General features: G+C 32.7%; 27 protein-coding genes and 1 tRNA gene. 10 read left to right on the top strand and 18 right to left on the bottom strand.

Annotation, left to right across the window (positions count from 1 at the left end; translation table 11 throughout):
• Window positions 1-18 precede the first annotated feature (18 nt).
• The 6 genes from ACFSX9_RS12445 to ACFSX9_RS12420 all read right to left on the bottom strand — a co-directional run bounded on the left by ACFSX9_RS12445 (window position 19) and on the right by ACFSX9_RS12420 (window position 5,297).
• Complete coding sequence (locus tag ACFSX9_RS12445; RefSeq protein WP_379808134.1) at window positions 19-630, bottom strand: WbqC family protein; 612 nt, start codon at window positions 628-630, stop codon at window positions 19-21.
• Window positions 631-649: 19 nt separating this feature from the next.
• Window positions 650-2,206 carry a signal peptidase I gene (gene lepB, locus ACFSX9_RS12440; RefSeq protein WP_379808133.1) on the bottom strand — a complete coding sequence of 519 codons (1,557 nt, stop codon included), beginning with the start codon at window positions 2,204-2,206 and terminating at the stop codon, window positions 650-652.
• A 101-nt stretch (window positions 2,207-2,307) separates the two neighbouring features.
• Window positions 2,308-3,012, bottom strand: coding sequence for a 4-hydroxy-tetrahydrodipicolinate reductase (gene dapB / locus ACFSX9_RS12435; protein ID WP_379808132.1), 705 nt, complete (start codon window positions 3,010-3,012; stop codon window positions 2,308-2,310).
• Between the two features lie 47 nt (window positions 3,013-3,059).
• The gene (locus tag ACFSX9_RS12430) at window positions 3,060-3,623 is read right to left on the bottom strand and encodes a DUF5683 domain-containing protein (RefSeq protein ID WP_379808131.1); all 564 of its coding nucleotides are present in this window, start codon (window positions 3,621-3,623) and stop codon (window positions 3,060-3,062) included.
• Complete coding sequence (locus ACFSX9_RS12425; protein WP_379808130.1) at window positions 3,623-4,522, bottom strand: ParB/RepB/Spo0J family partition protein; 900 nt, start codon at window positions 4,520-4,522, stop codon at window positions 3,623-3,625. The genes ACFSX9_RS12430 and ACFSX9_RS12425 overlap by 1 nt, the downstream gene beginning before the upstream one ends.
• A 10-nt stretch (window positions 4,523-4,532) precedes the next feature.
• Window positions 4,533-5,297 carry a ParA family protein gene (locus tag ACFSX9_RS12420; protein WP_379808129.1) on the bottom strand — a complete coding sequence of 255 codons (765 nt, stop codon included), beginning with the start codon at window positions 5,295-5,297 and terminating at the stop codon, window positions 4,533-4,535.
• 343 nt (window positions 5,298-5,640) lie between these two features.
• Here ACFSX9_RS12420 and ACFSX9_RS12415 point away from each other — a divergent pair, with 343 nt between their 5' ends.
• Both ACFSX9_RS12415 and ACFSX9_RS12410 read left to right on the top strand, forming a co-directional pair.
• On the top strand, window positions 5,641-6,207 hold the full coding sequence (locus tag ACFSX9_RS12415) for a hypothetical protein (RefSeq protein WP_379808128.1): 567 nt from the start codon (window positions 5,641-5,643) through the stop codon (window positions 6,205-6,207).
• A gap of 99 nt (window positions 6,208-6,306) precedes the next feature.
• Window positions 6,307-7,215: a glycerophosphodiester phosphodiesterase family protein gene (locus ACFSX9_RS12410; protein WP_379808127.1), complete on the top strand. Its 909-nt coding sequence runs from the start codon at window positions 6,307-6,309 to the stop codon at window positions 7,213-7,215.
• A gap of 374 nt (window positions 7,216-7,589) precedes the next feature.
• Here ACFSX9_RS12410 and ACFSX9_RS12405 read toward each other — a convergent pair whose 3' ends face one another.
• The gene (locus ACFSX9_RS12405; protein ID WP_379808126.1) at window positions 7,590-7,853 is read right to left on the bottom strand and encodes a hypothetical protein; all 264 of its coding nucleotides are present in this window, start codon (window positions 7,851-7,853) and stop codon (window positions 7,590-7,592) included.
• Window positions 7,854-8,005: 152 nt separating this feature from the next.
• On the opposite strand from ACFSX9_RS12405, the gene ACFSX9_RS12400 reads away from it, so the two are divergent.
• Window positions 8,006-9,634 carry an amidohydrolase gene (locus ACFSX9_RS12400; RefSeq protein ID WP_379808125.1) on the top strand — a complete coding sequence of 543 codons (1,629 nt, stop codon included), beginning with the start codon at window positions 8,006-8,008 and terminating at the stop codon, window positions 9,632-9,634.
• A gap of 98 nt (window positions 9,635-9,732) precedes the next feature.
• On the opposite strand, the gene scpA is transcribed toward ACFSX9_RS12400, so the two are convergent.
• Genes scpA through udk form a run of 5 tightly spaced genes read right to left on the bottom strand, consistent with a single transcriptional unit; the run spans window position 9,733 to window position 14,822 of the window.
• Window positions 9,733-11,865, bottom strand: a complete 2,133-nt coding sequence (gene scpA / locus ACFSX9_RS12395) for a methylmalonyl-CoA mutase (protein ID WP_379808339.1) — start codon at window positions 11,863-11,865, stop codon at window positions 9,733-9,735.
• Between the two features lie 42 nt (window positions 11,866-11,907).
• Entirely contained in the window at window positions 11,908-12,465 is a 558-nt protein-coding gene (locus tag ACFSX9_RS12390; RefSeq protein ID WP_379808124.1) for a hypothetical protein, read from the bottom strand.
• A gap of 4 nt (window positions 12,466-12,469) precedes the next feature.
• Window positions 12,470-13,834 (bottom strand): methylmalonyl-CoA mutase subunit beta, encoded by a 1,365-nt coding sequence (locus ACFSX9_RS12385; protein WP_379808123.1) that lies wholly within the window; start codon window positions 13,832-13,834, stop codon window positions 12,470-12,472.
• An 11-nt stretch (window positions 13,835-13,845) separates the two neighbouring features.
• Window positions 13,846-14,211, bottom strand: coding sequence for an FtsB family cell division protein (locus ACFSX9_RS12380; protein WP_379808122.1), 366 nt, complete (start codon window positions 14,209-14,211; stop codon window positions 13,846-13,848).
• Window positions 14,212-14,213: 2 nt separating this feature from the next.
• A complete protein-coding gene (udk, locus tag ACFSX9_RS12375; RefSeq protein WP_379808121.1) occupies window positions 14,214-14,822 on the bottom strand; it encodes a uridine kinase in 609 nt (202 codons plus the stop codon).
• 246 nt (window positions 14,823-15,068) lie between these two features.
• On the opposite strand from udk, the gene ACFSX9_RS12370 reads away from it, so the two are divergent.
• Both ACFSX9_RS12370 and trxB read left to right on the top strand, forming a co-directional pair.
• A tRNA-Pro gene (locus ACFSX9_RS12370) sits at window positions 15,069-15,143 on the top strand.
• 148 nt (window positions 15,144-15,291) lie between these two features.
• On the top strand, window positions 15,292-16,239 hold the full coding sequence (gene trxB / locus ACFSX9_RS12365) for a thioredoxin-disulfide reductase (protein WP_379808120.1): 948 nt from the start codon (window positions 15,292-15,294) through the stop codon (window positions 16,237-16,239).
• Between the two features lie 68 nt (window positions 16,240-16,307).
• On the opposite strand, the gene ACFSX9_RS12360 is transcribed toward trxB, so the two are convergent.
• The 5 genes from ACFSX9_RS12360 to ACFSX9_RS12340 form a co-directional block, all read right to left on the bottom strand.
• Window positions 16,308-17,144 (bottom strand): GIN domain-containing protein, encoded by an 837-nt coding sequence (locus ACFSX9_RS12360; protein ID WP_379808119.1) that lies wholly within the window; start codon window positions 17,142-17,144, stop codon window positions 16,308-16,310.
• A 338-nt stretch (window positions 17,145-17,482) separates the two neighbouring features.
• Window positions 17,483-18,073, bottom strand: coding sequence for a head GIN domain-containing protein (locus ACFSX9_RS12355; RefSeq protein ID WP_379808117.1), 591 nt, complete (start codon window positions 18,071-18,073; stop codon window positions 17,483-17,485).
• A 495-nt stretch (window positions 18,074-18,568) separates the two neighbouring features.
• The gene (locus ACFSX9_RS12350) at window positions 18,569-19,279 is read right to left on the bottom strand and encodes a head GIN domain-containing protein (protein ID WP_379808115.1); all 711 of its coding nucleotides are present in this window, start codon (window positions 19,277-19,279) and stop codon (window positions 18,569-18,571) included.
• Window positions 19,280-19,291: 12 nt separating this feature from the next.
• The gene (locus tag ACFSX9_RS12345; protein ID WP_379808113.1) at window positions 19,292-20,998 is read right to left on the bottom strand and encodes a PspC domain-containing protein; all 1,707 of its coding nucleotides are present in this window, start codon (window positions 20,996-20,998) and stop codon (window positions 19,292-19,294) included.
• A 5-nt stretch (window positions 20,999-21,003) separates the two neighbouring features.
• Window positions 21,004-21,333, bottom strand: coding sequence for a PadR family transcriptional regulator (locus ACFSX9_RS12340; protein ID WP_379808111.1), 330 nt, complete (start codon window positions 21,331-21,333; stop codon window positions 21,004-21,006).
• Between the two features lie 232 nt (window positions 21,334-21,565).
• Between ACFSX9_RS12340 and ACFSX9_RS12335 the strand changes: the two genes are divergently transcribed.
• Both ACFSX9_RS12335 and ACFSX9_RS12330 read left to right on the top strand, forming a co-directional pair.
• Window positions 21,566-22,021 (top strand): DUF4442 domain-containing protein, encoded by a 456-nt coding sequence (locus ACFSX9_RS12335; protein WP_379808109.1) that lies wholly within the window; start codon window positions 21,566-21,568, stop codon window positions 22,019-22,021.
• A gap of 121 nt (window positions 22,022-22,142) precedes the next feature.
• The gene (locus tag ACFSX9_RS12330; protein WP_379808107.1) at window positions 22,143-23,048 is read left to right on the top strand and encodes a TIGR01777 family oxidoreductase; all 906 of its coding nucleotides are present in this window, start codon (window positions 22,143-22,145) and stop codon (window positions 23,046-23,048) included.
• 57 nt (window positions 23,049-23,105) lie between these two features.
• Here the strand turns inward: ACFSX9_RS12330 and ACFSX9_RS12325 are convergent, their stop codons facing one another.
• Window positions 23,106-23,771 carry a YceI family protein gene (locus tag ACFSX9_RS12325; protein ID WP_379808105.1) on the bottom strand — a complete coding sequence of 222 codons (666 nt, stop codon included), beginning with the start codon at window positions 23,769-23,771 and terminating at the stop codon, window positions 23,106-23,108.
• A 220-nt stretch (window positions 23,772-23,991) separates the two neighbouring features.
• Here ACFSX9_RS12325 and ACFSX9_RS12320 point away from each other — a divergent pair, with 220 nt between their 5' ends.
• The 3 genes from ACFSX9_RS12320 to ACFSX9_RS12310 all read left to right on the top strand — a co-directional run bounded on the left by ACFSX9_RS12320 (window position 23,992) and on the right by ACFSX9_RS12310 (window position 26,751).
• A complete protein-coding gene (locus tag ACFSX9_RS12320; protein WP_379808337.1) occupies window positions 23,992-24,501 on the top strand; it encodes a nucleotide exchange factor GrpE in 510 nt (169 codons plus the stop codon).
• A gap of 54 nt (window positions 24,502-24,555) precedes the next feature.
• Complete coding sequence (gene dnaJ, locus ACFSX9_RS12315; RefSeq protein WP_379808103.1) at window positions 24,556-25,668, top strand: molecular chaperone DnaJ; 1,113 nt, start codon at window positions 24,556-24,558, stop codon at window positions 25,666-25,668.
• A 162-nt stretch (window positions 25,669-25,830) separates the two neighbouring features.
• The gene (locus tag ACFSX9_RS12310; RefSeq protein ID WP_379808101.1) at window positions 25,831-26,751 is read left to right on the top strand and encodes an ABC transporter ATP-binding protein; all 921 of its coding nucleotides are present in this window, start codon (window positions 25,831-25,833) and stop codon (window positions 26,749-26,751) included.
• The last annotated feature ends 1 nt before the right edge of the window (window position 26,752 follow it).

Raw genomic sequence — 26,752 nt, 5'->3', positions numbered from 1 at the left:
TACGTTCTGGCTTTTTTGTTATAATAATTGTTTCTCTAAGTAATCCACGGCATATCGACCTTCATTAAATAGTAGATCTAAGATGCTGAGATTGTTTAAGAATCCATGTTTTTCATTAAAAACCTGAGTATATTTTTCCACTTGAGTGGTATCTTTTTTTCCATTTACCAAAGGTCTGAAATCTGTGAAAGCAGCTGCTTCATGAAGGTATTCGGTTGTTTTTTCAATATCAAAAGCAATTCCTAAACTCGAATTAATTATTTCAAAGGTCTCAAAATTTAAATCCATTATAAATTCGTGCTTCTTTTCAAATATAGGCCTTAAATCATCTTCAAAATATTCAAAAAAAGGCGAAGTTCTATACGCAGATTCCAATGATTTGAAATGGTTTTTTTGCCAACCCGATTCATTGTCAATACGCACATCTTTATATTTCTGATGTTTGTCGTCGGTTTGTTTTACCGGAATGTTCAATAGTTGCAAACCATTTGTACCATAGATATACATTCTGTTTCTATTGGTTTGTTTCTGGAAATTATCTTCCATTTCAAACGTAACTAAATCTGCCTTAGCCATTGCAATATAATGACTTATTGACGGAAAATAGGTAGGATGTATGAGAATATTCATTGGTAAAACGATGCGCTAATTACTGATTTTCTGCTTTTTTCTTCTTCTTATTTCTAAAATAATCGAAAGCAAAGTATCCTGCTAATGCAAATAAGAAATATTTAAAATAGGATTGTGGTTGCCCTTCACCGCTAACTGTTGTGAATAATCTGTCCCAACGAATGCTCCAGTTTTTGATACCATCATTGATTCCAGCAATACTCATCCAAATGAAGATTGGTTTTCCTACGATATGATCATCTGGAACAAATCCCCAATAGCGAGAATCTAATGAATTATGACGGTTATCTCCCATCATCCAGTAATAATTCTGTTCAAAAGTGTAAGAAGTGGCTACTTTTCCATCAATTCTGATTTCATCTCCGGTTATTTTTAAATCATGTCCTTCGTATTCACCAATTACTTTTTTATAAAACGCAATGTTGTCTTTGTTTATGTCCACTGTCTTTCCAGCTTCAGGAATATAAATGGGACCCATATTATCTACGCTCCATTCTTTTGTGAAAGGAAAAATAGATTTATCAGTTTCTTTATGAATAATGCGTTCCACCTTAGTTAATCCAGGAATGTTTTTCATGCGTTCCGCAGATGCGTATGGCAAAGCACTGAAAATTAAAGTATCTGTTGCAATTTGTCCAAAACCATCTGTAATGTCTAACTCTTTTTTAAGATAGTCTAAATCAACAGCTGTTTTTCCATCCCAAGCTACTTTGTAAGAGTACTGTGGCTTAGCTCTTTCCGGAAGTATCGACTCTTTTCCGTTGATAAAAATAATACCATCTCTGATTTCAAATTGGTCACCAGGAATCGCCGTACAACGTTTTACATAGTTTGTTTTTTTATCAATAGGTTTGTCATATCTCTTATCCGCTGCTTTGTACATATGAAATAATGTATCTGCTGGCCAGTTAAAAACTACAATATCATTACGTTCAATTTTTTCCAAAGCTGGAAATCTAAAGAACGGAAGTTGTGGTTTTTCTAAATATGATTTTACTTTTATTAGAGGTAATGTATCATGAACCATTGGTGCAGCAATCGGCGTCAAAGGTGTTCTCGCACCATAATTAAACTTACTTACAAATAAGAAATCTCCAACCAATAATGATTTTTCTAAAGAAGCTGTTGGAATTGTAAAAGGCTGAATAAAATAGGTGTGAACCAAAGTTGCCACGATAATTGCAAAAGATAAAGAACCTAAAGTTTCCATTGTTTTATTTGGAGCTTTTAAGTCGCGGTCTTTGTGGTAAGTCAATTCTTGTGTATAATTTACATAAGCGATGTAAAATCCTAAAGTAACAACGCCCAAAACCATATCCACCGTAGATTTTTTCCCGAAAGTTCTAAGTGTTTCAATCCAAATAATAGGGAATATAAACAAGTTGATTACTGGGATAAAAAGCAATAAAATCCAATATTTAGGACGGTTGATAATTTGCATCAATACAATTCCGTTATAAACTGGAATGAATGCTTCCCACGCTTTTCTGCCTGCTTTTACATATAATTTCCAAGTTCCTATTCCGTGAATTATTTGTACTATTAGTATAAATAGTAACCAACCTAATACATCCATAATTTATTTTGTTTGAAAAAAGAATTTAACTTTAAAGGAGGTCACTTGAAATCCTCTAGCATTTGCTAAAATTCTTATGTTTTATTTCTACTGTATAACTTCTAACTTTTAATTCCAAGGACGTCTTTCATTGTGAAAACGCCTTTTTTTCCTACTAACCATTCCGCTGCAATCACAGCTCCAAGTGCAAAACCTTCTCTGCTATGCGCTGTGTGTTTTATTTCAATTTGGTCCACTTTACTGTCGTAAAATACACTGTGTGTTCCTGGAACATTTTCAATTCTTTTCGCTTCGATATGAATTTCGTTACTAATAGGAGTTTCTAAAGTCCAATTCGAATAATCTGAATGTTTTATAACGCCTTCTGCCAATGTAATTGCCGTTCCACTAGGCGCATCTAACTTTTGTGTGTGATGAATTTCTTCCATTGAAACATTATATTGTTTCAAGTTGATCATTATTTTCGCCAAGTATTCATTCAATTCGAAAAATATATTCACACCTAAGCTAAAATTAGAAGCATATATAAAACTACCGCTTTTATCTTCACACAGATCTACCATTTTTTGATAAGCAGCTAACCAACCAGTTGTTCCTGAAATTACTGGAATACCTGTTTGTAAACATTCAGAAATATTTGCAATCGCACTATCAGGAATACTGAAATCAATTGCTACATCTGCTTGCTGTAAACCTGCATACGAAGTGTTTTGGTCTTTTCTTAGGACAATTTCGTGACCGCGTTCTAAAGCTATTTGTTCAATAACTTTTCCCATTTTCCCGTATCCTAAAAGTGCTATTTTCATCTTATGAGTTAGTTGCGTTTTGAATATGTTTGTTACTTAATTTAATGTTAAAAATTAAAGGTAAATGATAAACCATAAGCGTACCTATAATCGATTTCATTTTGCTTTAAGTCAGGTTTTATCGTTAAATTATCGTTCACATTAAACTGCATTAGATGCGCGTCAACATTCGCGTCAACGATGTTTAAAATATAAATTCCAGCTGTAATTAATGCTGATAAATCCCTATTTCTTTGATGGAACTTCTGACCTCTGATCAATTGATCATTAGAAAAATCACCATAAGTTGCATCAGCTGAGCCGACTGACGTTCCCGCTAATCGTTTTTTGTATTCGTTTCTGAAACCTTTGTATTCTTTTTGGTTAAAGGAATAATAATAAATTCCTGCTCCCATACCAATATATACAATCGGTACTTTCCAATATTTTTTATTGTAAGCTTGACCTAAACCTGGAACTAATGCCGAAAGAAATGCTGCCCGTGCAGGTGCATTCGGATCTATAGTGTTTTTTACGGTGTCAGCGGCGCGCAACTGCATTTCTTGCTGTGCGTTTCCGTTTAAAGTTAGAAACAAACATGCAATAATAGCTATGTAGCGAAAGCACTTCACTAGGAATTGATTAATTTTAAGATACGATTAAAGTCTTCTTCTGAATGAAATGGAATAGTGATTTTTCCTTTTCCGTTTCCTGCAACTTTAACGTCAACTTTTGTTCCAAAATAGTTAGCAAATACTTTTTTCTCTTCTTCCTGAATATCGAAACTAGTATCTTTAGCTGTTTTAGCCGTTTTTGGTTTTAAGCTTTCTTGATGATTTTTTACCAAAGCTTCTGTTTCTCTAACCGATAAGTTTTGAGTTACAACTTTGTGGTAAATATCGCTTTGAATATCTAGGTCTTCAATGCTAATCAACGCTCTTCCGTGGCCCATTGAAATAAAACCATCACGCATTCCAGTTTGAATGATTGGGTCTAATTTCAATAAGCGAAGATAATTTGTAATTGTAGAACGTTTTTTCCCTACGCGTTCGCTTAGTTCTTCTTGCGTTAAACTGATTTCTTCAATCAATCTTTGGTACGAAATTGCTACCTCAATCGGATCTAAATCATGGCGTTGTATATTTTCTACCAATGCCATAACTAACGATTCGTTGTCATTTGCCAAACGAATGTAAGCTGGGATTGTAGTTAAACCAATTAATTTTGTAGCACGCAAACGACGTTCTCCTGAAATCAACTGGAATTTATTAAATTCTAATTTTCTTACGGTAATAGGTTGAATTACACCTAATTCTTTAATCGATTTGGCTAATTCTTGTAATGTTTCTTCGTTGAAATTCGTTCTTGGTTGAAACGGATTAATTTCAATAGAATCAATATCTAATTCAATAATACTTCCTACAACCTTATCTGCATTTTTGTCCTCTGCCGATTTAATATCGTTATCAGGATCTTTCAATAAAGCGGATAATCCTCTTCCTAAGGCTTGCTTTTTTACGGCTTTTGTCATCTTCTAAATATTATTGATTTTTCTTAATAATTTCTTCTGCCAAGCTAATATAATTGGTTGCTCCTTTGCTTGTAGCGTCATAATTGATGATGCTTTCTCCAAAACTTGGTGCTTCACTTAACTTGATATTTCTTTGAATAATAGTATCAAAAACCATATCGTTAAAGTGTTTCTGTACTTCTTCCACCACTTGATTTGATAATCGTAAGCGGGAATCATACATGGTTAACAGCAAACCTTCAATATCCAAATTGGGGTTGTGAATTTTTTGAACACTTTTTATAGTATTTAATAATTTTCCTAATCCTTCTAATGCAAAATATTCGCACTGAATAGGAATTACTACGCTATCGGCCGCTGTTAAAGCGTTCAATGTTAGTAAACCTAATGAAGGAGCACAGTCAATTATAATGTAATCGTATTGATCTTTAATGCTTTCCAAGGCTTGTTTAAGCATGTACTCACGATTTTCTTTATCAACTAATTCAATTTCAATTGCCACCAAATCAATATGAGCTGGAATAACAAAAACATTAGGTGCAGAACAAGAAACTATTGCTTCACCAGCACTAGCACTGTGTTCTAATACTTGGTAGGAACCTATTTCTACACTTTCCACATCAATTCCTAAGCCAGAACTAGCATTCGCTTGTGGGTCAGCATCTATTAAAAGTACTTTTTTTTCTAAAACACCTAGTGATGCTGCTAAATTAATAGAAGTTGTAGTTTTTCCTACGCCACCTTTTTGATTGGCAATTGCAATGATTTTACCCATTTGAATGTTAAAAAATTTAAGTGGTAAAAATACAATTATTTATGGTTTTTTCAAGGCAATTTTGTTAACAATAGATTAAAGTGTTGTTTGACTGATTTATAGCGATGAAAATAGGGTAATAAAAAGTTTTCAAAGGATCTAAATTCAGATTCTAATCAATTTTTAGACTTTCTATTGAAATGTGAATTTTCAAGTAATTTTAAATATTACTGTATTTCCATTAGTAAAAAGACGGGATTTTATTACTTAGAATCTTGAATTTTTATTTTATTTATGCCTGCTATTTTTTAAACCTCTTTTTGTTCTTTACTTTTGCAAACTTTATACCTAAAACCATATCATTTTGAAGATTATTATCCTAACTCCGATGGACATTGAACGAGCGAAAGTACTTGATGCAATTTCTCGTCTTCCAAATCTGAAACATACTTATGACGTAATAGTTTCGGGAATTGGTAGAGAAAGTACGGCAAAAACATTAATGAATTTGCCTTCTCATGATATTTGTGTGCTAATGGGTTTTGCAGCTTTGGTCGGAAAGGAAGCAGATTTACCATCAGAATTAGGTTTTGGGAAACCTATAGAAATCACCAATGCTTCTTTATATGGTTATGAGGGTGGTTTGTTTGAAAACGGAAAACCTATTGTGAATTCACCACAATTAAACCTACCGAGTTTATCTTCTCTGACTTCTGATAAATTTGTGAGAACTAGCAATTTGGCAGAAAAAACGGTTGTCAATATGGAAGATTTTACGTTTATGTACCTTAAAAAACCACAAGATTTCATTGTCCGAATTGTGTCCGATTTTTTACCTCACGAAACAGAAATTGACTTTTTTGAAGAAGTAAAAAGTATTGACTTCTTAGATGGAGTCAAGGCAATTGAAAGTCTCGTGCACCAAATTTAGCTTGATTTTAAATTTATTTTATCGATTTGTTAACACTAGATATTTTCTTGCATTCTGAAGAAGAGTTACTTTTGCATTTTAAATTTAAAAATAATTATTTTGAAGAAGACATTAGCTTTTATAGTATTTTTCTTGGGAGTTCTTTCGTTAACTGCACAAAAAAAAGAGCATACGATTCATTTTGAGAAAAATAGTGATTTCAGAACTTTTTTCAGCGCATCTAGTAATTTTTATCCTTTAGTGAGTGCACATCGAGGCGGACCCACAAAAGGTTTTCCAGAAAATTGCACAGCCACTTTTGCAAATACCATCAAATACAATGCAGCAGTTATTGAGACAGATATTGCGTTGACAAAAGATTCTGTTTTAGTAATGATGCATGATAATACGTTGGACAGAACAACAACGGGAACAGGTAATATTGGAAATTATACCTATAAAGAATTACAAAGTTTTTACTTAAAAGACACGGAAGGCAACGTTACTACTTATAAAATTGAAACGCTTGACGAAGTTTTACAGTGGGGAAAAGGCAAAGTAATTTACACTTTAGATGTGAAAAGAGGCGTTCCTTTTAAAATGATTGTTGATGCTGTCGCACGAAATAAAGCAGAAAACTACTCAATTATCATAACTTATAATGCAAATCAGGCTGCAGAAGTAGCTCAATTGGCTCCTAATATGTTGCTGTCTGTTTCTGCTAGAGGTAAGGAAGATGTAGAACGTATGCAACAAAGGGGTGTCAAAACTGAAAACATGGTTGCTTTCGTAGGTACTTCTTTTCCAAAACCAGAGACTTTAGTTTATATGAAAGAACAAGGAATTACTTGTATTTCAGGAACTATGGGTAACTTAGATAAAAGTGCTGTTGCTAATGGTGATAAAATATATTTAGATCTTGTTAAAGCAGGTGTAATGATTATTTCGAGCGATAGACCGATTGAAGTTGCGAAACAAATGGCAATTTACATCGATCAGAATAAATTAAAAAGTGAGTTTATAAAGTAATTATTGATTCTGTACAATTAGACCTGACAGGTTTCCAAAACCTGTCAGGTCTAATTGTAGTATTAAAAACCAAATTTTTTTAGCGCTTCATAATCAGATTTGTTTTTTAAGTGTTCCAAAATAAAATTTTCTCGATTACCGAAGCTTTCTAATACTTGGTTTCTTTTGATTTTTGTTGGTTTGTTAGATAGCAGTGAAATATAAGAACTCCAAGGATAGTTAAGTGGGTGTTCGCAAATTATATGACTTACGGGATTGTTATGAACATATACAATTGCATTATTTAAATAAGCACTGTTGTTAATTAAAACTCTCCTAAAAGGTCTCTCAAATAAAGCTCCGGTTCTATTATTTCTCTTATTATATGATTTAGTTTAAGCATTGAATAGGTTAGAAAAAGACTGCGAAGGTTCAATGATTTTTTCTGTTTTTATTTCTTCAAGTTTCTTTAGTCGTACTATGAAATGAAAATGATTTTTCATTAAGCACCAAGCATAAGTTTCTGCAATCGGTTCAATATGATCTTCAAATAGTTGTAGGAAATACTCATAGTTAGTTTTTTCTTTAAAAAGAATATCACTATTAATTCCTCGATTGTAGATGTGGTAGGTGTCTCCACGTTTTAAGGCATGTATCATAATTATTTGGCGTTTAGTTGAATACAAATGTAATAAAAATTTTAAACCTGACAGGTTTCCAAAACCTGTCAGGTTTAAAATTCCATAAATAAAGTTTTCTAGCATTGGAAATCAAGTTTTTCTTTTAAATTTGTTTTTCAAACAACAACGCAATGAAAATTTTAAAAATGATTTCCTTTTTAGTAGTACTAACTTTTATGTCTTGCGCAAGCAATAAAGAGCAAGTAGATTTAGTACTTACAAATGCCAAAATTTATACCGTTAACGATGCTTTTGAAATTGTGGAAGCAATTGCAATTCAAGAAGGAAAAATTATTTTTACCGGATCAACTCAAGAGCTAAACGATCAATTTGAAGCAAAAGAAACTATTGACGCTAAAAATCAATTCGTTTATCCTGGCTTTTATGATGCGCATGCGCATTTGTATAGTTTAGGAATCAATATGCAAACCGTTAATTTACGAAACACTAAAAGTTTTGATGAAGTAGTAGAGCGAGTTGTTGCTTTTCAAAAAGAAAAAAACACCAATTTCATAAGAGGAAGAGGTTGGGATCAAAATCATTGGGAAAACAAAGAATTCCCTTCAAGAGAGAAGTTGGATGAATTATTTCCAGATGTCCCGGTGGTTTTAACTCGAATAGATGGTCATGCAATGCTAGTAAATGGGAAAGCTTTAGAGTTAGCAGGAATTACACCACAAACTAAAATTGAAGGCGGTCAGATTGAAGTTATTGCGGGGAAAATAACTGGAATTTTAGTTGATAATGCGATGGATTTAGTGAGTTCAATTGTTCCAGAACCCAACAAACAGACTAAAATTCAAGCTTTAATTGACGCACAAAAAAATGTTTTCAATTACGGAATTACCACTATAAACGAAGCAGGTTTAGATCGAAATATCATTGAATTAATCGACAGTTTACAACAAGCGAAAGTTTTAGATTTGAACATCTATGCAATGGTTGCAACTTCAAAAGAAAACTTAGATTATTACACAAAAAAAGGGATTTATAAGACAGATAAATTAAATGTACGTTCGTTTAAATTTATGGGAGATGGTGCTTTAGGTTCTAGAGGTGCTTGTTTGCATTTGCCTTATTCGGATAAACCAAAGCAATTTGGAGCCTTATTATCACCTATTGTAGATATTAAAAGTATTGCGAAACAAGTTGCAAATTCGGATTACCAAATGAATTCACATGCTATTGGTGATTCCACAAATACGGTGCTGTTAAAAATTTATGCTGATGTTTTGAAAGACAAGCCAAATAGAAGATGGAAAATTGAACACGCTCAAATCATGCAAGAGAAGGATTTTGATTATTTTGCTTTAGGAATTATTCCATCGGTTCAACCAACACATGCCACTTCAGATATGTATTGGGCGGAAGAAAGAGTAGGAAAAGAGCGCATCAAAAATTCGTACGCTTACAAAAAGATGTTAGATAAAGCTGGTTTAGTAGCTTTAGGAACTGATTTCCCAATTGAAGAAGTAAATCCAATGTTTACTTTTCATTCCGCTGTAGCTAGAAAAGATTTGAAAAATTACCCAGCTAACGGATTCCAAATGGAAAATGCTTTAACACGTGAACAAACGCTAAAAGGAATGACCATTTGGGCTGCTTATTCGAATTTTGAAGAGAAAGAAAAAGGAAGTTTAGAAGTTGGAAAATGGGCAGATTTCACAATTTTCTCTGAAGATATCATGACAATGCCAATTGAAAAAGTGCCAAATATTTTACCTACACAGGTTTTTGTAAAAGGGAAGAAAGTGAAGTAAGAACTTTGAAAAATATAGCTACAAAAAACACCAACAATACTGTTGGTGTTTTTTGTTTATATAAAATGCTGAAACTAGTTCATCACTACAAATCTTTATTAATCCTCCAATAATACATTTAAAATTGTAATTGCTGCTTCACTAATTTTTGTTCCAGGACCAAAAACAGCGACTGCACCTGCATCGAAAAGGAATTGGTAATCTTGTGCTGGAATTACGCCACCAACAATTACCATAATATCTTCACGACCATATTTTTTTAGTTCAGCAATTACTTGAGGAACTAAGACTTTATGTCCGGCTGCTAAAGAAGAAACGCCTAAAATATGAACGTCATTTTCAACGGCTTGTTTCGCGGCTTCATAAGGTGTTTGGAATAGCGGACCAATGTCCACGTCAAAACCTACATCGGCATAACCTGTAGCTACAACTTTGGCACCACGATCGTGACCGTCTTGTCCCATTTTTGCAATCATAATTCTTGGTCTACGTCCGTCTTTCTTCGCGAAAGCATCAGCTAGTACTTTTGCTTTCGCAAAACTTTCGTCGTTTTTGATTTCTTTACTATACACGCCGCTAAAACTTCTAATTTGTGCTTTATATCTTCCGTAAACAGTTTCTAAAGCATCACTAATTTCGCCTAAAGTGGCTCTGTAGCGCGCAGCTTCTACTGCTAATTCTAATAAGTTTCCTTTTTTTGTTTTAGCACATTCTATAAGTTTGTCTAAACATTCGGTAACTTTTACGTTGTCTCTTGTTGCTTTTATTTGGTCTAAACGCTCAATTTGTTGTTTTCGAACCATATTATTATCCACATCTAAAATGTGTAATGGATCTTCTTTTTCCAAACGGTATTTATTTACCCCAACAATAATATCTTGACTACTATCAATTCTTGCTTGTTTTCTAGCAGCAGCTTCTTCAATTCTTAATTTCGGAATTCCGGCCTCAATTGCTTTGGTCATGCCACCTAATTCTTCCACTTCTTGGATTAATGCCCAAGCTTTCTCAGCAATCTCAGCGGTTAAACTTTCTACATAATAACTTCCCGCCCAAGGATCAACCGTTTTACATATTTTAGTTTCTTCTTGCAAGAAGATTTGTGTGTTTCGAGCGATTCTAGCAGAGAAATCTGTTGGTAAAGCAATAGCTTCGTCTAAAGCATTTGTGTGTAAAGATTGCGTTCCACCAAAGGCAGCAGCAGCAGCTTCAATTGCAGTTCTTGCTACGTTATTAAAAGGGTCTTGTTCCGTTAAACTCCAACCCGATGTTTGACAATGTGTTCGTAAAGCTAATGATTTCTCATCTTTTGGATGGAACTGTTTTAACAATTTTGCCCAAAGCATACGACCTGCACGCATTTTTGCAATTTCCATAAAATGATTCATTCCAATCGCCCAGAAAAACGAAAGGCGAGGAGCGAAGGTGTCAATATCCATTCCGGCAGCTAAACCAGTTCTGATATATTCTAAACCATCGGCTAAAGTATAGGCTAATTCAATATCTGCAGTAGCTCCCGCTTCTTGCATGTGATAACCTGAAATAGAAATTGAGTTGAATTTTGGCATATTTTTACTTGAATATTCGAAAATATCAGCAATAATTTGCATGGATGGAGTGGGTGGATAAATGTAGGTATTGCGCACCATAAACTCTTTTAAAATGTCGTTTTGTATAGTTCCCGAAAGCAAATTTGGAGCAACACCTTGTTCTTCAGCCGCCACAATATAGAACGCCATAATTGGTAAAACCGCACCATTCATGGTCATAGAAACGGACATTTCATCCAAAGGAATTTGGTCGAAAAGCACTTTCATATCTTCAACTGAATCGATAGCAACTCCTGCTTTTCCAACATCACCAAAAACTCTTTCGTGATCCGAATCGTAACCTCTATGTGTTGCTAAATCAAATGCCACCGATAATCCTTTTTGTCCAGCAGCTAAGTTTCTGCGATAAAAAGCATTACTTTCTTCGGCAGTAGAAAATCCGGCATATTGACGAATAGTCCAAGGTCTTCGAACATACATTGTGGTGTAAGGTCCGCGAAGATTTGGTGCAAAACCAGCTCCAAAACCAAGATGCTCTAAATTAGCAACATCTTCTTTTGAATACGTTGCTTTAACTTCTATATTTTCAGCAGTTTCAAAAATTTCAGTAGGAGTAATTGCTGCCTTTTGATTTTTAGCTTCTGATTTTAACTGTATATGTTGTATGTTCTTTCTCAAAATGATATACTTTTAAAGATGTATTTAGTTTTTTAGATAAATTATTTATTTTTTATCTAAGGCGTTCCAATACTTTATAACATCTGATTTAATGGTCTCTTTTAAACTTTTGAAATTATCCGAATATGTTGATGATTCGTAGGCATCTTCTTTATTGGCAGTAATGAAGTAAAATTCTTCATTACTATAAAGCAATAAATGAACTGATTCTTGACTTTTATCTGAATTATGTTTTGAAAAAATAAACACAGCATCAACACTTTTATTTTTGTCAGCGTCCATAAAAGCTTTTCTGCTTTTCCAAACACTTAAAAAACCATTGTGTGAGAACGAAATGCTTTTGACTTTATTCCACTTTTCATTCTTCTTTTTATAATGTTGAAAATAAAGCGAATCTGGATTCTTATTTACTTCAATTTTAGAAAAAATATATACATTTTCTTCACTATCAGGAATGTGGACTTCGTCAACAGACATAAGTCTAGTTCCTTGATAAGGAAAAACACTTTTTGGATAAGAATCAATGTTTCTCGTAGTATGAAGAATCTGACCTACTATGAATTGAGAAATAAGTAAAAAACTGATAAGAATAACTTTTTTCATAGTTTTAAATTTCATTTTGCAAGCGTTCTTGTTCTAATTTTTCAGCCAATCGTTTTTCAATGATTGGTTTGATTAATGTTTTTCTTTCATATTGCTTCACGAAGGGAAATAACTCTAAATCATCTTTCATTCGATCGTTTTTGTTTGGATATTTGTTAGTTCCTAATAAAACTTCTTTACCCGAATCGAATAATTCTTGTTCTTTTTTAGCACTTTCATTGATTTTTCTTTGAATAGTACCTTCAACTAATTGGGTGATCAAACCGCCATTTGTTTCAATATCTTTAAACAACTCCAATGCTTTTTCGGCTAATTGATCCGTTAAAGATTCAATATAATAAGCACCATCTGCCGTGTTGTTTACTTTATCAAAATAACTTTCGTGTTTTAAAACTAGCAATTGATTTCGAGCAATTCGGTCGCCAAACTCATTGTCTTTATGGTAAAGAGCGTCGTAAGCTAAGTTCGCAACAGCATCAGCTCCACCTAAAATTGCCGACATACATTCCGTAGTTGTACGCAACATATTCACGTTGTAATCGTACAATGTTTTGTTGCGTTTGGTTGGAGTTGCGATGATAATGCAATCTAAATTATGATTGTATTCCTTCGCTAATGCATTAAATAGAATTCGTAAAGCTCTTAATTTTGCAATTTCAAAGAAATAATTTGTTCCAACGGTTACTTCAATCGTAATAGGTTGGTTTATATCAGAAATTCTATTAAAATATTCATTAACGTGTGCTAAAGTATAGGCCAATTGTTGCACCATATTCGCACCTGCATTTTGATAAATTCCGGTAGTAATTGTTAAAAAGGGAATTGCTGTTTTCGATGCAATTGTATTTAATTTTTCGAAATCTTTTTCAATGTTTTCAAACCAATTTCCTTCTTTCGTTAATTGGCCAATTGGGTCCACCTGAAGAATGAATTTCCCATTATTTTTCGAAGCGAATTCGTTTACTTTCGAAGCAAATTCAACGGATAGGAAAGGTAAATTGAAATAATAAGTTGTATTTTCTAAAGGCAAGTTTCGCATTAAATCTTCAATAGAAGTTGATTCACTTGCAATCGTAAAACGAATGCTTTCAGCGCCTCTTTGTAAAGTGTCTAAAGCACGTGCATTTGATTTTTGAACATCGTGCACAAATATATTCTGAACAATTACAAAAGGAGTGGAGGAAGAAAGTATATTGGCATTTATTTCAGTTTCATCGTTGTGATAAAACGGCTTCACCTTTATGCCTTCTGGACTTTCCCACACTAATGTTTCATTGTAATCAGCACCTTTTAAATCGTATTGAATTTGTTGCTTCCACTGTTTAGAAGAAACGGCTTCAAAATCGGAAAATAAATTGTTGTTAGTCACGATTCTTATCTTTAATTGTTACTAATTGTTTTTTTGGCTCCAGCTTCTTTTTCAGCTTTTTTATCATCCTCAAAATCGATGATGTAAATATCTTCGTCAGCACGTTTCATATAATATTTCTCACGCGCATAACGTTCAACTTGGTCATCGTTTTTTAATTCTTTAATGCTGGTACTGTCTTTTTTTATTTCAGTTTTATAGTAAGTGATATTATCTTCAATTTCGTTAATTTCTCTATTTAAAACACGGTGTTCTAAGTAGGAATAATTATCTAAAAATAAAATCCAAACGGCAAAGAAAATCAATACCAAAACATAGCGATTCGCTAAAAATTTCAGGAACGGATATTTGGTGATTAAATTCTTTAACTTGTTCATCTTTATGAAATTCTTTGGTTAATTACAGCACGAACCACATCAATAGCGACTGTGTTGTATTTATCATTTGGAATAATAATATCTGCAAATGCTTTAGTAGGCTCAATAAATTGTTCGTGCATTGGCTTTAAAGTCGTTTGATATCGGTTTAAAACTTCTTGCATATCTCTTCCACGTTCAGCAATATCACGTTTTAATCTTCTAATTAGTCGTTCATCTGAATCTGCGTGAACGTACACTTTAATATCAAATAATTCTCTTAATTCTGGATTAGTTAGAATCAAAATACCTTCGACAATCATTACTTTTCTTGGATGTGTGATGATTTTATCATCTGTTCTGTCGTGTGTTACGAATGAATAAACAGGTTGTTCGATTGTTTTTCCTTCTTTCAAATCTTTCAGATGCGCCACTAATAATTCGAAATCAATAGCTCTTGGATGATCAAAATTAATTTTTGTACGCTCATCATACGATAAATGATGTGTTTCTTTATAGTATGAATCTTGTGAAATGATACCCACTTCTGTAGAAGGTAACTCATTCATAATCTGATGTACAACTGTTGTTTTTCCACTTCCGGTTCCTCCGGCAATTCCAATAATTAGCATATAAAAAGGATAGATTGATTCTGTTAGCAAAAATAGAAATAATAATCCAAGGGTTCTTGTTTTCAGGAGAATCTTTTTCAGAATAAACACTAAAGAAATATAGTTGCATTTAAGTTTTTGATTGTGATTTATTGTAGTTTTTCCAAAGTAAGAAATTGTAGTACAGTGTTTTATATAATTATTTAAAAAATATAGTTTGATTTATTTGCAACACTAAATTTTAGTTCTATATTTGCACTCTGATTACGGGGTGTAGCGTAGCCCGGTCATCGCGCCTGGTTTGGGACCAGGAGGTCGCAGGTTCGAATCCTGCCACCCCGACGAAACTCTCTTGATTTATTTCAAGGGAGTTTTTTGTTTTTAATAAGATCTAAAAATACTATTTCATCTTCAATAGTTAATTCTAATTTAAATTTGAGACTTAATTTTAATTAAAAACTTACATTTGTGCTTTTAAAAGAATAAAGTTATGTCAGATACAATTGAAAGAGTAAAATGTTTGATTATAGGTTCTGGACCTGCAGGATATACAGCAGCTATATATGCGGCTAGAGCTAATATGTTTCCAGTTTTATATCAAGGAACACAACCAGGTGGTCAATTAACAACAACGAATGAAGTAGAAAATTGGCCTGGAAATCCGGAAGGAATTACTGGACCAGAAATGATGATTGGTTTACAGGAACAAGCACAGCGTTTTGGAACAGATGTTCGTGATGGATGGGTTACAAAAGTTGATTTTTCTGGTGATGTTCATAAAGTTTGGATACAAGACGACAAAGAAATACATGCTGAAACTGTAATTATTTCAACAGGAGCTTCGGCAAAGTATCTTGGTTTACCTTCAGAACAAAAATACCTTAATTTAGGAGGTGGTGTTTCTGCTTGTGCAGTTTGTGATGGGTTTTTCTATAGAAATCAGGAAGTTGTAATTGTTGGAGCAGGAGATAGTGCTTGTGAAGAAGCACATTATTTATCTAAATTATGTACAAAAGTTACCATGTTAGTAAGAAGCGAGCAATTTAGAGCTTCGAAAATAATGGAAGCACGTGTAAGAAAAACAGCAAATATCGAAATTTTAATGAATCACGATACTGTTGAAGTTTTAGGTGATGGTCAAGTTGTTACAGGTGTAAAGGTTTTAAACAAAACAACTAACACGGAAAGTGAAATTCCAGCAACTGGATTTTTTGTTGCTATTGGACATACGCCAAATACACAGATTTTTAAGGATTTCTTAAATCTTGATGAAACAGGTTATATTATAAATACGCCAGGAAGCTCTAAGACAAACATTGAAGGTGTATTCGTTTCTGGCGATGCAGCGGATCACGTTTATCGTCAAGCAATTACTGCAGCTGGTACGGGTTGTATGGCAGCTTTAGATGCTGAGCGTTATTTAGCTTCAAAAGAATAGTTTTTAAAATAGATACAATAAAAAAATCCGACTTTTAGTCGGATTTTTTGCTTTTTGTTTAAAACAGTTTACTTTTCCTTTTTAGAAAGTATTGCGTTATTTATGAATTTATTCAAGTTGATTTTCGCATCGCCTACTAATTCAATTTCTGACTTTCCAGATGCTTCAATAGTAATTTCTTTTAATACGTGTACTTTACATTTTACGTAATGTTCTGCTGTCAAATCCAATTCTTTAATTTTGTATTTTGGAGCAATAAGATTTGCATTGTTGTCTAATCTCATTTTTACCGTTTCGCTAGATCCTTCAATAGTCGCTTTGCTTTTTTGATACAAATCAATTTTTGCTTCGGGTGCGTCTATTAGTGCTTTTAATTCCGCATTTTTACTCAACTCTAACGTAACGCTTGATGCTTTTACATTGATTTCCGCTTCTGACTTATCATCTAAAACTAAAGCAAAATAATCTGATCTTACATTTAAAAACGACTTTGAATAATCATAATTTTTAATCGTAATCTTCTCTAATTTTAAATCAGCTAAAGCTTTTATTTGCGCTTCATTTCGGGCAGTAATCAATTTTAGTGAATCAGAATAGTTAATACGAACAGCAAATTTTTTAAAGCTTGAAGGTGTTTTTAAAGCTGTTACTCGTAAAGTGTTTCCAGAAACTTCGAAATTAATGATATCATGTAAGTTGTCATCAGCTTCTATCTCCAGAGAATGACTGTCACTCTTCACTAGGAAAACCTCGAAATTGTCATTTACTTCTATATTTTCAAAGGTGTTTATTTCTTTAACGGCTACGGTTACAATTTTTGAACCTTTTATTTTTTCCTTTTTTTGGGCTAAGGTTAGCTGAGTTACTAGTAAAGCAACTAAAAGGAATGGGATATTTCTAAACATTTTAATAGGTTTTTGTTTGTACAAATATAAAAAAAACATCAGTGTTTCCGCTGATGTTTCTTATTTGTTTGTTATAATATAGCTTCTATCAGATTAATGATAACCGTGGCTACAAAATCTATTATTTGAATGACTAGCTTTATCATGAGCTTTAAATTTAGTTTGTTTTTTGCATTGGTTTTGTAAAAATAATAAAACGAGTTTTATTACAGTCTTAATTTTTTGTTAAAATAATCCTTTTTCTTATGATTAAGAGTTACTTAACATTTTACAAGAACTAATTAAAGACAACACTTTTTAATAATACTAAATCGTCAAACAGCAAGATTCTATAATTTCTAATTTAACGGTTGTGGTACAATTTCTGTTGCTTCAAGCTTAGTTGTATCAATTTCACTACCACTAGAAGAATCAGTATATAATTGTTTTACTTTTCCAGAAACGTTAATTGAACTTCCACTAGATGCTTGACAATTTACTTTATCAAACTCAATTGCAGCAGTTATTTGACTTCCATTACTAGTTTGTAAGTCAATTGCACTTCCTGTTAATGTATTCTTAGTACTAATAGTAGCGCCACCTGAAGCTTTCAAACCTGCAAATGAATTAGCTTGAACATTTACAGTAATTGTCGACATAAAACTAACATTCCCTTCAATTTTAAGAGTTAAAATACCGTTTTCTACTTTTGTAACAACGTACTTCAGTAAATTGTCATCTGTCTCAACTTCTACTTGATTTGAAGTCCCTTGAGTTACGTTTACATTTATACCAGCGGTTGCAATAACTTTACTGAAATTTTCAGCAATTGCTCTTTTTTCTGTGACAACAGTTCCATTTCCCTCTACATCTTCGCTAATGCGCACGTTAGGATTACAGGCAGTTAAAGTGATAGCAAATATCAATACTAATTTTGTAATGTTTTTCATGTTTAAAAATTTTAGGGTTAAGTTTTGTTTATTTTGGGTTTGTGCTTCTTCTGTCGGAAGCATTATATTATATTCTTTTAATGTACAATTTTTGAAATTTCAATTTTCAAATGGCTTTTAAATACGTTTTGTTGTTTTTTAAGTATTCTGGTTTTATTTTTTGAATCTTTTACTTCTTCTGGTGAAAGATAACTTAATTAGGACCAAATTAACTAAAAATATGTGATATTTATATCTATTTAATTAGAATCTTGTTTCACAAATATAAAAAAAAAACATCAGGTTTTATACTGATGTCATTATTTTTTTCTGTTATAAAATAGCTTCTATCAAGTTGATGATATGAGTAACTATAAAATCTATAATTTGAATGACTAACTTTACCATAAGGATTGTATTTAGTTTGTTATTAGATTATTTTAGTAAGAAGCAGGTTAAGGGTTATTTGGAGTTTATTCTAACTGTTTTTATATTTGACTACTAGTGATTTAGCGGTTAATCTTGCTCTACGCTTGCACCCGAAGATTCATTTTTAGTAAGTGTTTTTGGCATTTGCACATATTCAATAGTGCTACCACTAGACGCTTTTGCTTCTAATTTTACAATTGGGTTTACTCTTGTGCCGCTACCGCTAGATGCTTTTGAGAAAATTTCATTTGCAACTAGATCATTCGCATCAATATCACTACCGCTAGATGAATTCGTTTGCAATTGCAACGCTTTTCCGGAAACGGTCATGGTGCTTCCGCTAGATGTTGCGCAATTTACATTTTCATATTCAATAACAGCTTTAATATCGCTACCACTGCTAGATTTAATATCTAGTGATGTGCCTCTTAAAATGTTTTTTGTTATAATCGTTGAACCGCTCGAAGCTTTTAATCCAACTATAGAAGGCATTTGAACTCTTACATCAATGCTTGACATGATGTTGGTATTGCGCTTTAATTTAATAACTAATGCACCATTTTCTACTTTCGTAATCACGTATTTCATTACGTTATCATCTGTTTCTACTTCTATTTCAGTTGGACTTGCTTGCGTAATGATTACATTTACACCGGTGCTTGCTTCAATTCTGTCGAAATTTTCATTAACCGTTCTTTTCTCGGTAATTATGTTACCACTTCCTATGTTTACTCTTCCATTGCATGAAGTTAAACCAATTGCTAGCAGTACTAAAACTAATGTAAGACTATTTTTCATAATTATTTCGATTTAGTTGTTTTGGTCTTTGGTATTGATTTCAATTTTTACACTTTCCACTTCTTGTGGCATTTCTTTAACTTTTCTTTTCACTAAGATGCCGTTTTCGTCAAAAACTATCGTGGCGTTTGTGTCGTTCTCCATTGTGTTACTTCGGCCATTATCTGATGAATAGCTGTAAGTCGAAGTTTTCTTTTCAACGCGATAGATGTTATTTAATGAATTTCTAAAATCAAAATAGTCATTATCTGATTGATTAAAGTTTTCAAAGTTTTTGTCCGTTTTAAAAACAGTTCCTTTTGGTAAATACAAATAGATCTCAACACCTTGTCCTCTTAATTTGTTTTCAACCGATGATAGAATGTAGTCATCTAATGTTAAAGTTTTACCTTCAAACTTATATCCATATTTTATTTTTTCAGCTCTTTTCTTAGCTTCGTTGATGCTTTTGCCTTTAGCTAATTTCTCAATTCGAAGATAAGGTGTGGCTTCATCCGTTTCCATTATTTCTATAGAAACATTGTTAGAGTAAATTACGTCCTTACTGTTTTCATCTTGTGTCAATTTAAAGCTGCGATTTCGGGTGCTGTTTTTTGCATAGAAGTCATTGTTTTTAAACTTTACGAATAAGGTGTCATTTGGTGTTAAGATCAATTCTTCCTTATGAATAACTTTGCCATTGTAAGCTATTTTTGTTACTTCGTTAATTCCTAAAGCAATAAAACTTCCTACAGCCAAGATCCAAAGTGCTAACAAAATGTATTTTGCAGGTTTCCCAATTGATTTTAAGTTGGTAATTAGTATTTTCAACGATAAGATTAGCAAGAAAAACAACGGAATACCAAAGGATAAAATAAATAATATACCTTGAAGCCAAAGTGGCGTTTCTAATCCAATTGGAGAATTAATGTTGTTTAAAATATAATTATCAGGCATTGCTGCAGAGAAAATCATTACAATTCCAGTGATGAAAATTCCCAATAAAGAAAGTGATGCGAAGATGAACAATAAGCCACCAAAAAATTTACCAACTATTGTAACTAGAGCTAATATTATGGTAGATATTGAATTGCCTACTTTTCCTGCTCCGTCAGCTATTTTCTGATGATCTAAATTGCTTAATTTGTCTGCAATTTCATCAATTCCATCTTTCACCTTTTTTTCAATACTTGAAATATTGATAGGTTCCCCTTTCATTTCTAATTTTTGAGAAGTTGTTAATGCTTCCGGAATTAAAATCCATAATATCAGATAAATAAGTACTGATGTTCCAAAAGTAATCCATGGAGAAATAATGAAAAGTATTCTTATCCACAAAGGATCAATATTTAAATAGTGGCCAAATCCGGCTGCAACACCACCTAAAAGTGAATTATCACTATCTCTATAAAGACGTTTTGATTTTTTCGTATAATCACTTGAAGTTTTAAAAGCAGTTGAAGAAGAATTGGTTTCATCATCAATTTTATAATCTTCAGGCTGTCCCATAATCGCTATCACTTGGTCAATTTCTAACAATCCTACAACTTGTTTTTCGTTTTGCAGACGTTCTTGAAATAATTCTGCAATTCTAGTCTCAATATCGCTCATAATTTCATCTCTACCATCGGGATCAAGAGAGCGTTTTACCGCATCAAAATAACGCGATAATTTCTGATAGGCATCTTCGTCGATATGGAAGAAAAAACCTCCTAAATTTATACTTATTGTTTTGTTCATGATTGTTAGTTTTGATTGGTTATTATGTTTACGGCATCTGCTAATTCTTTCCAAGTGCCGTTCAATTCTTGTAGGAAATCTTTTCCTTCTTCGGTTAAGCCGTAATACTTTCTAGGTGGTCCAGAAGTAGACTCTTCCCAGCGATAACTCAATACGCCGTCATTTTTCAATCTGGTTAATAAAGGATAAATTGTCCCTTCGACTACCAGTAGTTTTGCGTTTTTGAGCGTTTCAAGTATTTCAGAAGTATAGGCGTCTTTTTCTTTTAGTACAGATAAGATGCAGAATTCTAAAACACCCTTACGCATCTGCGCTTTAGCATTTTCGATGTTCATAATTCATTTTGATTTTGTTGATTAAACTGTTCATTTTTTGATTTTTTAGCTTGCGCTAATTGATTGATTTGATGATTGAAACTATATAGCCTATTATTTTCTTATACAAAGATAAGGTTAAAAGAAGGTAGTATGTAATGCATAGTACTAATATTTAACACAAAATTAACAAATTAAAAAATACTAGGAATGCATAGTATTTTTTGTATTTTTACAAAAAAATCAATGAACTATGGAGTTTACACCTGCTAAATTAAATCTTTTTACCTTTTTTAAGTTGCCTTCTGCTTTCTGGAGTGGTGTGCGCGTAAAATCGGTTTCGCCTGAAGTGTGTGAAGTTACAGTAAAACACAGATGGTTTAATCAGAATCCCTTTAACTCCATGTATTTTGCAGTACAAGCGATGGCTGCAGAGTTTACTACAGGTGTTTTAATGATGTTTCAAATTAAGAAGACCGGCAAGAATATTTCAATGTTAGTAGCACAAAACAAGAGTGTCTTTACCAAAAAAGCTACAGGAAGAATAACATTTTGTTGTACACAAGGTGCTTTGATTGAAGATACTATTCAAAAAGCAATTGATACCAATGAAGGACAAACGGTATGGTTAACTTCTATAGGTAAAAATGAAAAAGGAGAACAAGTTTCTGAAATGCAATTTGAGTGGACTATTAAGGTAAGAGGTTGATTTTTTGTGATTTTTAATTTTAAGCGGTCACACTTTATTGCTTGATTTTCATTCCTAAACATAAGTTAATTAGCTTTTATTCTTTTTTTTTTGGTCGTAACTTTGAGAAAAACAGAAAAAGATGACCATTTTAATTACAGGAGCAACAGGTTTAGTTGGACAGGAATTAGTGCAATTACTGTTGGAAAACGGACACGTTGTTCACTACTTATCTACATCAAAAAATAAAATTGTTACCAAAAAAGATTATAAAGGTTTTTACTGGAATCCAGAAACAGCCGAAATAGATCTAAATGCGTTAACAAACGTTGAGGTTGTAGTACATTTGGCAGGAGCAACTGTTGCTAAGAAATGGACTAAATCTTATAAACAGGAAATTATTGAAAGTAGAGTGCTTTCTACTCGACTATTATATCAAACTTTACAGAAAAACGATAATCAAGTAAAACAGATTGTGTCGGCTTCTGCTGTTGGAATTTATCCAGATAGCTTAACTAATATTTATCACGAAAAAGATTTAGATATTGATACTTCTTTTTTAGGGAATGTTGTCAAACAATGGGAAAATGAAGTTAGTCAGTTTGAAAAACTGAATATATTAGTTGCTAAAATTCGTATTGGTTTAGTTTTAGCTAAAGACGGTGGTGCTTTGCAAGAAATGGTAAAACCAATAAAGTTTGGTATTGGTTCTGCTTTTGGATCGGGTCAGCAATATCAATCTTGGATTCACTTGCATGATTTAGTTTCTATATTTTATCATGTAATTGAAAATAAATGTGCTGGAGTTTACAATGGAGTTTCGCCTTATCCAGTGACTAATGAAGTATTGACAAAGGCAATTGCGAAAACATTAGAAAAACCATTATTCTTACCTAATATTCCGAAATTCGCCATGAAATTGATCCTTGGGGAAATGCATATCTTGCTTTTCTCGAGTCAACACGTGAGTTGTAGAAAATTATTAGATGAGAACTTTCAATTCAAGTTTGGATCTTTAGACAAAGCCTTAAACGATTTGTTGAAATAAAAAGATGCCCAAATAGTTTAAACTACTGGGGCATCTTTAATTATTTATGTATGCGAATTATTTTTTCGTTGCGTTCAATTTTACAACTAATTCAATATCATCATTTACAAATTTGTCTTTTAAATCATCAAAAACTGATTTAGAAGCATAATTTACATTCCAGTTTGTTCTGTTTATCATGAACGCCTCAGAAACTAACATCATGTTGTCACCTTCATAAGTAACAATTGCAGGAAAACTTACTGGTTTCGTAATGTCTTTCAGTGTTAAGTTACCATTTACTGTTGCTTTTCCTTCTACTGAAGTAATGCTTGTAATTTCAAATTTTCCTTCTGGAAACTTAGTTACATTAAAGAAATGATCTTCTCCTTCTTTATCACCTGTTCCTTTTAAGTGCGATTCTAAATCTTCTTTTCCATCACCAGCTACTAAATCAGAAACTATAATAGAAGTCATATCGATAACAAACATACCGCTTTCGACAGCGTCGTTAGCAACAGCAACTTCACCAGACTTTAAGTTAATTGTTCCGTTATGTTTTCCAGATGGTTTAGAACCTGTCCATTCAATTAGAGAACTTTCAGTGTTCACTACATAAGTTGTGCTTTCAGAAGAAGCCGTTGCTACTTCACCAGCTTCGCCAGTTTCATTCTTTTCACCTTTACAAGCTACGTTCATTGAAACAGTAGCCAATACAAATAAACTTAAGATAATTCTTTTCATCGTGTTGGGTTTTTTTATTAAATGCAAACATAAAAAATAGGATATTGAAACTCTCTTAACAACTTGCTAAATTTTTACTATTTTGACAAAAAAGCAAATGTGGCTGACAATTTGACATTTTTACATATTTGGCAATAGATTTGCAATTGGCTTTATTAAAGTAAAAATGTTTAAAAAAATATTCAAAAATATGAGTCAAGATAGTACTGAAAACATAGACATGGAAAACATCAACGAAGAGAATGTTTCAGAAAATCAAGAAATTCCTACACCTGAATTATCGGTAGAAGAGCAATTGCAATTAGATCTAACTAATGAGAAAGATAAATTTTTACGTCTTTTCGCTGAGTTTGAAAACTTTAAAAGAAGAACGGCTAAAGAACGTATTGATTTGTTCAAAACAGCTAATCAAGATGTCTTACAAGCAATGTTGCCTGTGTTAGATGATTTTGACAGAGCTTGGGCTCAAATTTCAAAATCTGAAGATGAAGCATTAACTACAGGTGTGCAATTAATTCATGACAAATTAAGAAGTACTTTAATGGCAAAAGGTTTGGAAGAAGTGGAAGTGAGAGCTGGAGACAGTTTTAATGCTGATTTCGCTGAAGCAATTACTCAAATTCCTGCACCAACTCCTAAATTAAAAGGGAAAATTGTTGACGTTATTGAAAAAGGTTACAAATTAGGAGACAAAATTATTCGTTTCCCTAAAGTAGTTCTTGGTCAATAATTTTTTGCGTTACAGATGCGATTTTTCGCGTCTAACTTTTAATCAAAACTAAAAATGAAAAAAGATTTTTACGAAATATTAGGCATTACAAAAGGTGCTACTCCAGAAGAAATTAAAAAAGCTTATCGAAAGAAGGCAATTGAATTTCACCCTGACAAAAATCCTGGGAATAAAGATGCGGAAGAAAGTTTCAAAACAGCAGCTGAAGCTTATGAAATATTAAGTGATCCTAACAAAAAAGCGAAGTATGATCAATATGGTCACCAAGCTTTTGATGGTGGTGGCGGTGGTTATGGTGGCGGTGGTCACATGAACATGGATGATATTTTCAGTCAGTTTGGAGATATTTTTGGTGGTGGTTTTGGAGGTTTTGGCGGTGGCGGTGGCGGTTCACGCAGAGTGAAAGGAAGCAACTTGCGTATTAAAGTGAAATTAACTTTAGAGGAAATTGCCAATGGCGTTGAAAAGAAAGTTAAAGTAAAACGAAAAATACAAGCTAAAGGAGTAAGCTATAAAACTTGTTCAACCTGTAATGGTTCTGGACAAATTATGAAGATTGCAAATACCATTTTAGGTAGAATGCAAACAGCAGCAACGTGTCATACTTGTGGTGGTTCTGGTCAGATTTTAGATCAAAAACCAGCAGGAGCAGATGCACAAGGAATGTTGTTAGAAGATGATACGGTTTCTATCAAAATTCCGGCAGGAGTTGTCGATGGAATGCAGTTGAAAGTTGCTAACAAAGGAAACGAAGCTCCAGGAAACAATAGTATTCCCGGTGATTTAATTGTTGCAATTGAAGAAATAGAACACGAGTTTTTAAAACGTGAAGGTGAAAATCTTCATTATGATTTATACATCAGTGTGGCGGAAGCGGCATTAGGTGCCTCAAAAGATATTGAGACAGTTTCTGGAAAAGTGAGAATTAAACTGGAAGAAGGAATTCAATCAGGAAAAATTCTACGTTTAAAAGGAAAAGGAATTCCAAGTATAAATTCATACGGAAATGGCGATTTGCTAGTTCATGTGAACGTTTGGACGCCAAAAACTTTGAATAAAGAACAAAAACAATTCTTTGAAAATAATTTAACGGATGAAAATTTTATTCCAAATCCTGAAAAGACAGATAAATCTTTTTTCGAGAAAGTTAAGGATATGTTTTCGTAATCAAATTAATTTTAATACATTTGAAACTCACTTTCTTACGAGAGTGAGTTTTTCTTTTTCATAGCAATTTTTCCCATCCTTTAGCAATAACGGGTGGGTTTTTTTTGTAACAAAAGGCTACTTTTTCTGACTAATATATAAATCAAAAACTAAAACGTATCTATGAGCAATATTCTCGAAGTGCAAAATGTAGTGAAAAAATTTGGCGATTACACCGCTTTAAATAATGTTTCATTACAAGTTCCAACAGGAAGTATTTATGGGCTTCTTGGCCCAAATGGTGCCGGAAAAACATCATTAATCCGTATCATCAACCAAATTACAATGCCAGATAGTGGTACAATTTTGTTAGATGGCGAAAAATTAAAACCAGAGCACGTTCAATATATTGGGTATATGCCCGAAGAAAGAGGTTTATACAAAACCATGAAAGTGGGGGAGCAATGTTTGTATTTAGCCCAATTAAAGGGAATGTCAAACGCAGATGCTAAAAAACAATTAAAATATTGGTTTGAAAAGTTTGAAATTGAAGGCTGGTGGGACAAAAAAATTCAAGAACTTTCAAAGGGAATGGCGCAAAAAATACAGTTTATTGTTACCATTTTGCACCAACCTAAATTATTGATCTTAGATGAACCTTTTTCAGGTTTTGATCCTGTGAATGCCAATTTAATAAAAGATGAAATTATTGAATTGAATAAAAAAGGAACTTCAATAATTTTTTCTACACACCGCATGGAAAGTGTAGAAGAAATGTGCGATTATATTGCTTTGATTCATAAATCAAACAAAATAATTGAAGGAAAATTGGAAGACGTAAAACGTGAATATCGTTCAAATACCTTCCAAGTAGGTGTTTTAACGAAAGACGTTGAAGGTTTAATGTTCCAATTGACATTGAAGTTCAAAATTGCACAAACCTATTTTAAATCTTTAAATGATGATCTTAAATTAGAGGTTCAATTAGGTAACTACAATCAAAATGATTTATTGGCAATTTTAACTAATTTTGGGCAAGTAACTCATTTTGTGGAGAAAATCCCAAGTGTAAACGATATTTTTATTCAATCTGTAAGCAATTAAA

Origin of the sequence: Flavobacterium ardleyense, assembly GCF_042686085.1 — a bacterium.
Classification (GTDB): domain Bacteria; phylum Bacteroidota; class Bacteroidia; order Flavobacteriales; family Flavobacteriaceae; genus Flavobacterium; species Flavobacterium ardleyense.
Note: the sequence above shows the minus strand (reverse complement) of the source record. Positions and strands in the feature narration are given on the sequence as shown.

Coding starts and splice junctions, on each gene's coding strand:
- ACFSX9_RS12445 (WP_379808134.1), bottom strand. CDS start 630: ATGAATATTCTCATACATCCTACCTATTTTCCGTCAATAAGTCATTAT.
- lepB (WP_379808133.1), bottom strand. CDS start 2,206: ATGGATGTATTAGGTTGGTTACTATTTATACTAATAGTACAAATAATT.
- dapB (WP_379808132.1), bottom strand. CDS start 3,012: ATGAAAATAGCACTTTTAGGATACGGGAAAATGGGAAAAGTTATTGAA.
- ACFSX9_RS12425 (WP_379808130.1), bottom strand. CDS start 4,522: ATGACAAAAGCCGTAAAAAAGCAAGCCTTAGGAAGAGGATTATCCGCT.
- ACFSX9_RS12420 (WP_379808129.1), bottom strand. CDS start 5,297: ATGGGTAAAATCATTGCAATTGCCAATCAAAAAGGTGGCGTAGGAAAA.
- ACFSX9_RS12405 (WP_379808126.1), bottom strand. CDS start 7,853: ATGATACATGCCTTAAAACGTGGAGACACCTACCACATCTACAATCGA.
- ACFSX9_RS12400 (WP_379808125.1), top strand. CDS start 8,006: ATGAAAATTTTAAAAATGATTTCCTTTTTAGTAGTACTAACTTTTATG.
- ACFSX9_RS12390 (WP_379808124.1), bottom strand. CDS start 12,465: ATGAAAAAAGTTATTCTTATCAGTTTTTTACTTATTTCTCAATTCATA.
- ACFSX9_RS12380 (WP_379808122.1), bottom strand. CDS start 14,211: ATGAACAAGTTAAAGAATTTAATCACCAAATATCCGTTCCTGAAATTT.
- udk (WP_379808121.1), bottom strand. CDS start 14,822: ATGCTAATTATTGGAATTGCCGGAGGAACCGGAAGTGGAAAAACAACA.
- trxB (WP_379808120.1), top strand. CDS start 15,292: ATGTCAGATACAATTGAAAGAGTAAAATGTTTGATTATAGGTTCTGGA.
- ACFSX9_RS12360 (WP_379808119.1), bottom strand. CDS start 17,144: ATGTTTAGAAATATCCCATTCCTTTTAGTTGCTTTACTAGTAACTCAG.
- ACFSX9_RS12355 (WP_379808117.1), bottom strand. CDS start 18,073: ATGAAAAACATTACAAAATTAGTATTGATATTTGCTATCACTTTAACT.
- ACFSX9_RS12350 (WP_379808115.1), bottom strand. CDS start 19,279: ATGAAAAATAGTCTTACATTAGTTTTAGTACTGCTAGCAATTGGTTTA.
- ACFSX9_RS12345 (WP_379808113.1), bottom strand. CDS start 20,998: ATGAACAAAACAATAAGTATAAATTTAGGAGGTTTTTTCTTCCATATC.
- ACFSX9_RS12340 (WP_379808111.1), bottom strand. CDS start 21,333: ATGAACATCGAAAATGCTAAAGCGCAGATGCGTAAGGGTGTTTTAGAA.
- ACFSX9_RS12335 (WP_379808109.1), top strand. CDS start 21,566: ATGGAGTTTACACCTGCTAAATTAAATCTTTTTACCTTTTTTAAGTTG.
- ACFSX9_RS12330 (WP_379808107.1), top strand. CDS start 22,143: ATGACCATTTTAATTACAGGAGCAACAGGTTTAGTTGGACAGGAATTA.
- ACFSX9_RS12325 (WP_379808105.1), bottom strand. CDS start 23,771: ATGAAAAGAATTATCTTAAGTTTATTTGTATTGGCTACTGTTTCAATG.
- ACFSX9_RS12320 (WP_379808337.1), top strand. CDS start 23,992: ATGGAAAACATCAACGAAGAGAATGTTTCAGAAAATCAAGAAATTCCT.
- dnaJ (WP_379808103.1), top strand. CDS start 24,556: ATGAAAAAAGATTTTTACGAAATATTAGGCATTACAAAAGGTGCTACT.
- ACFSX9_RS12310 (WP_379808101.1), top strand. CDS start 25,831: ATGAGCAATATTCTCGAAGTGCAAAATGTAGTGAAAAAATTTGGCGAT.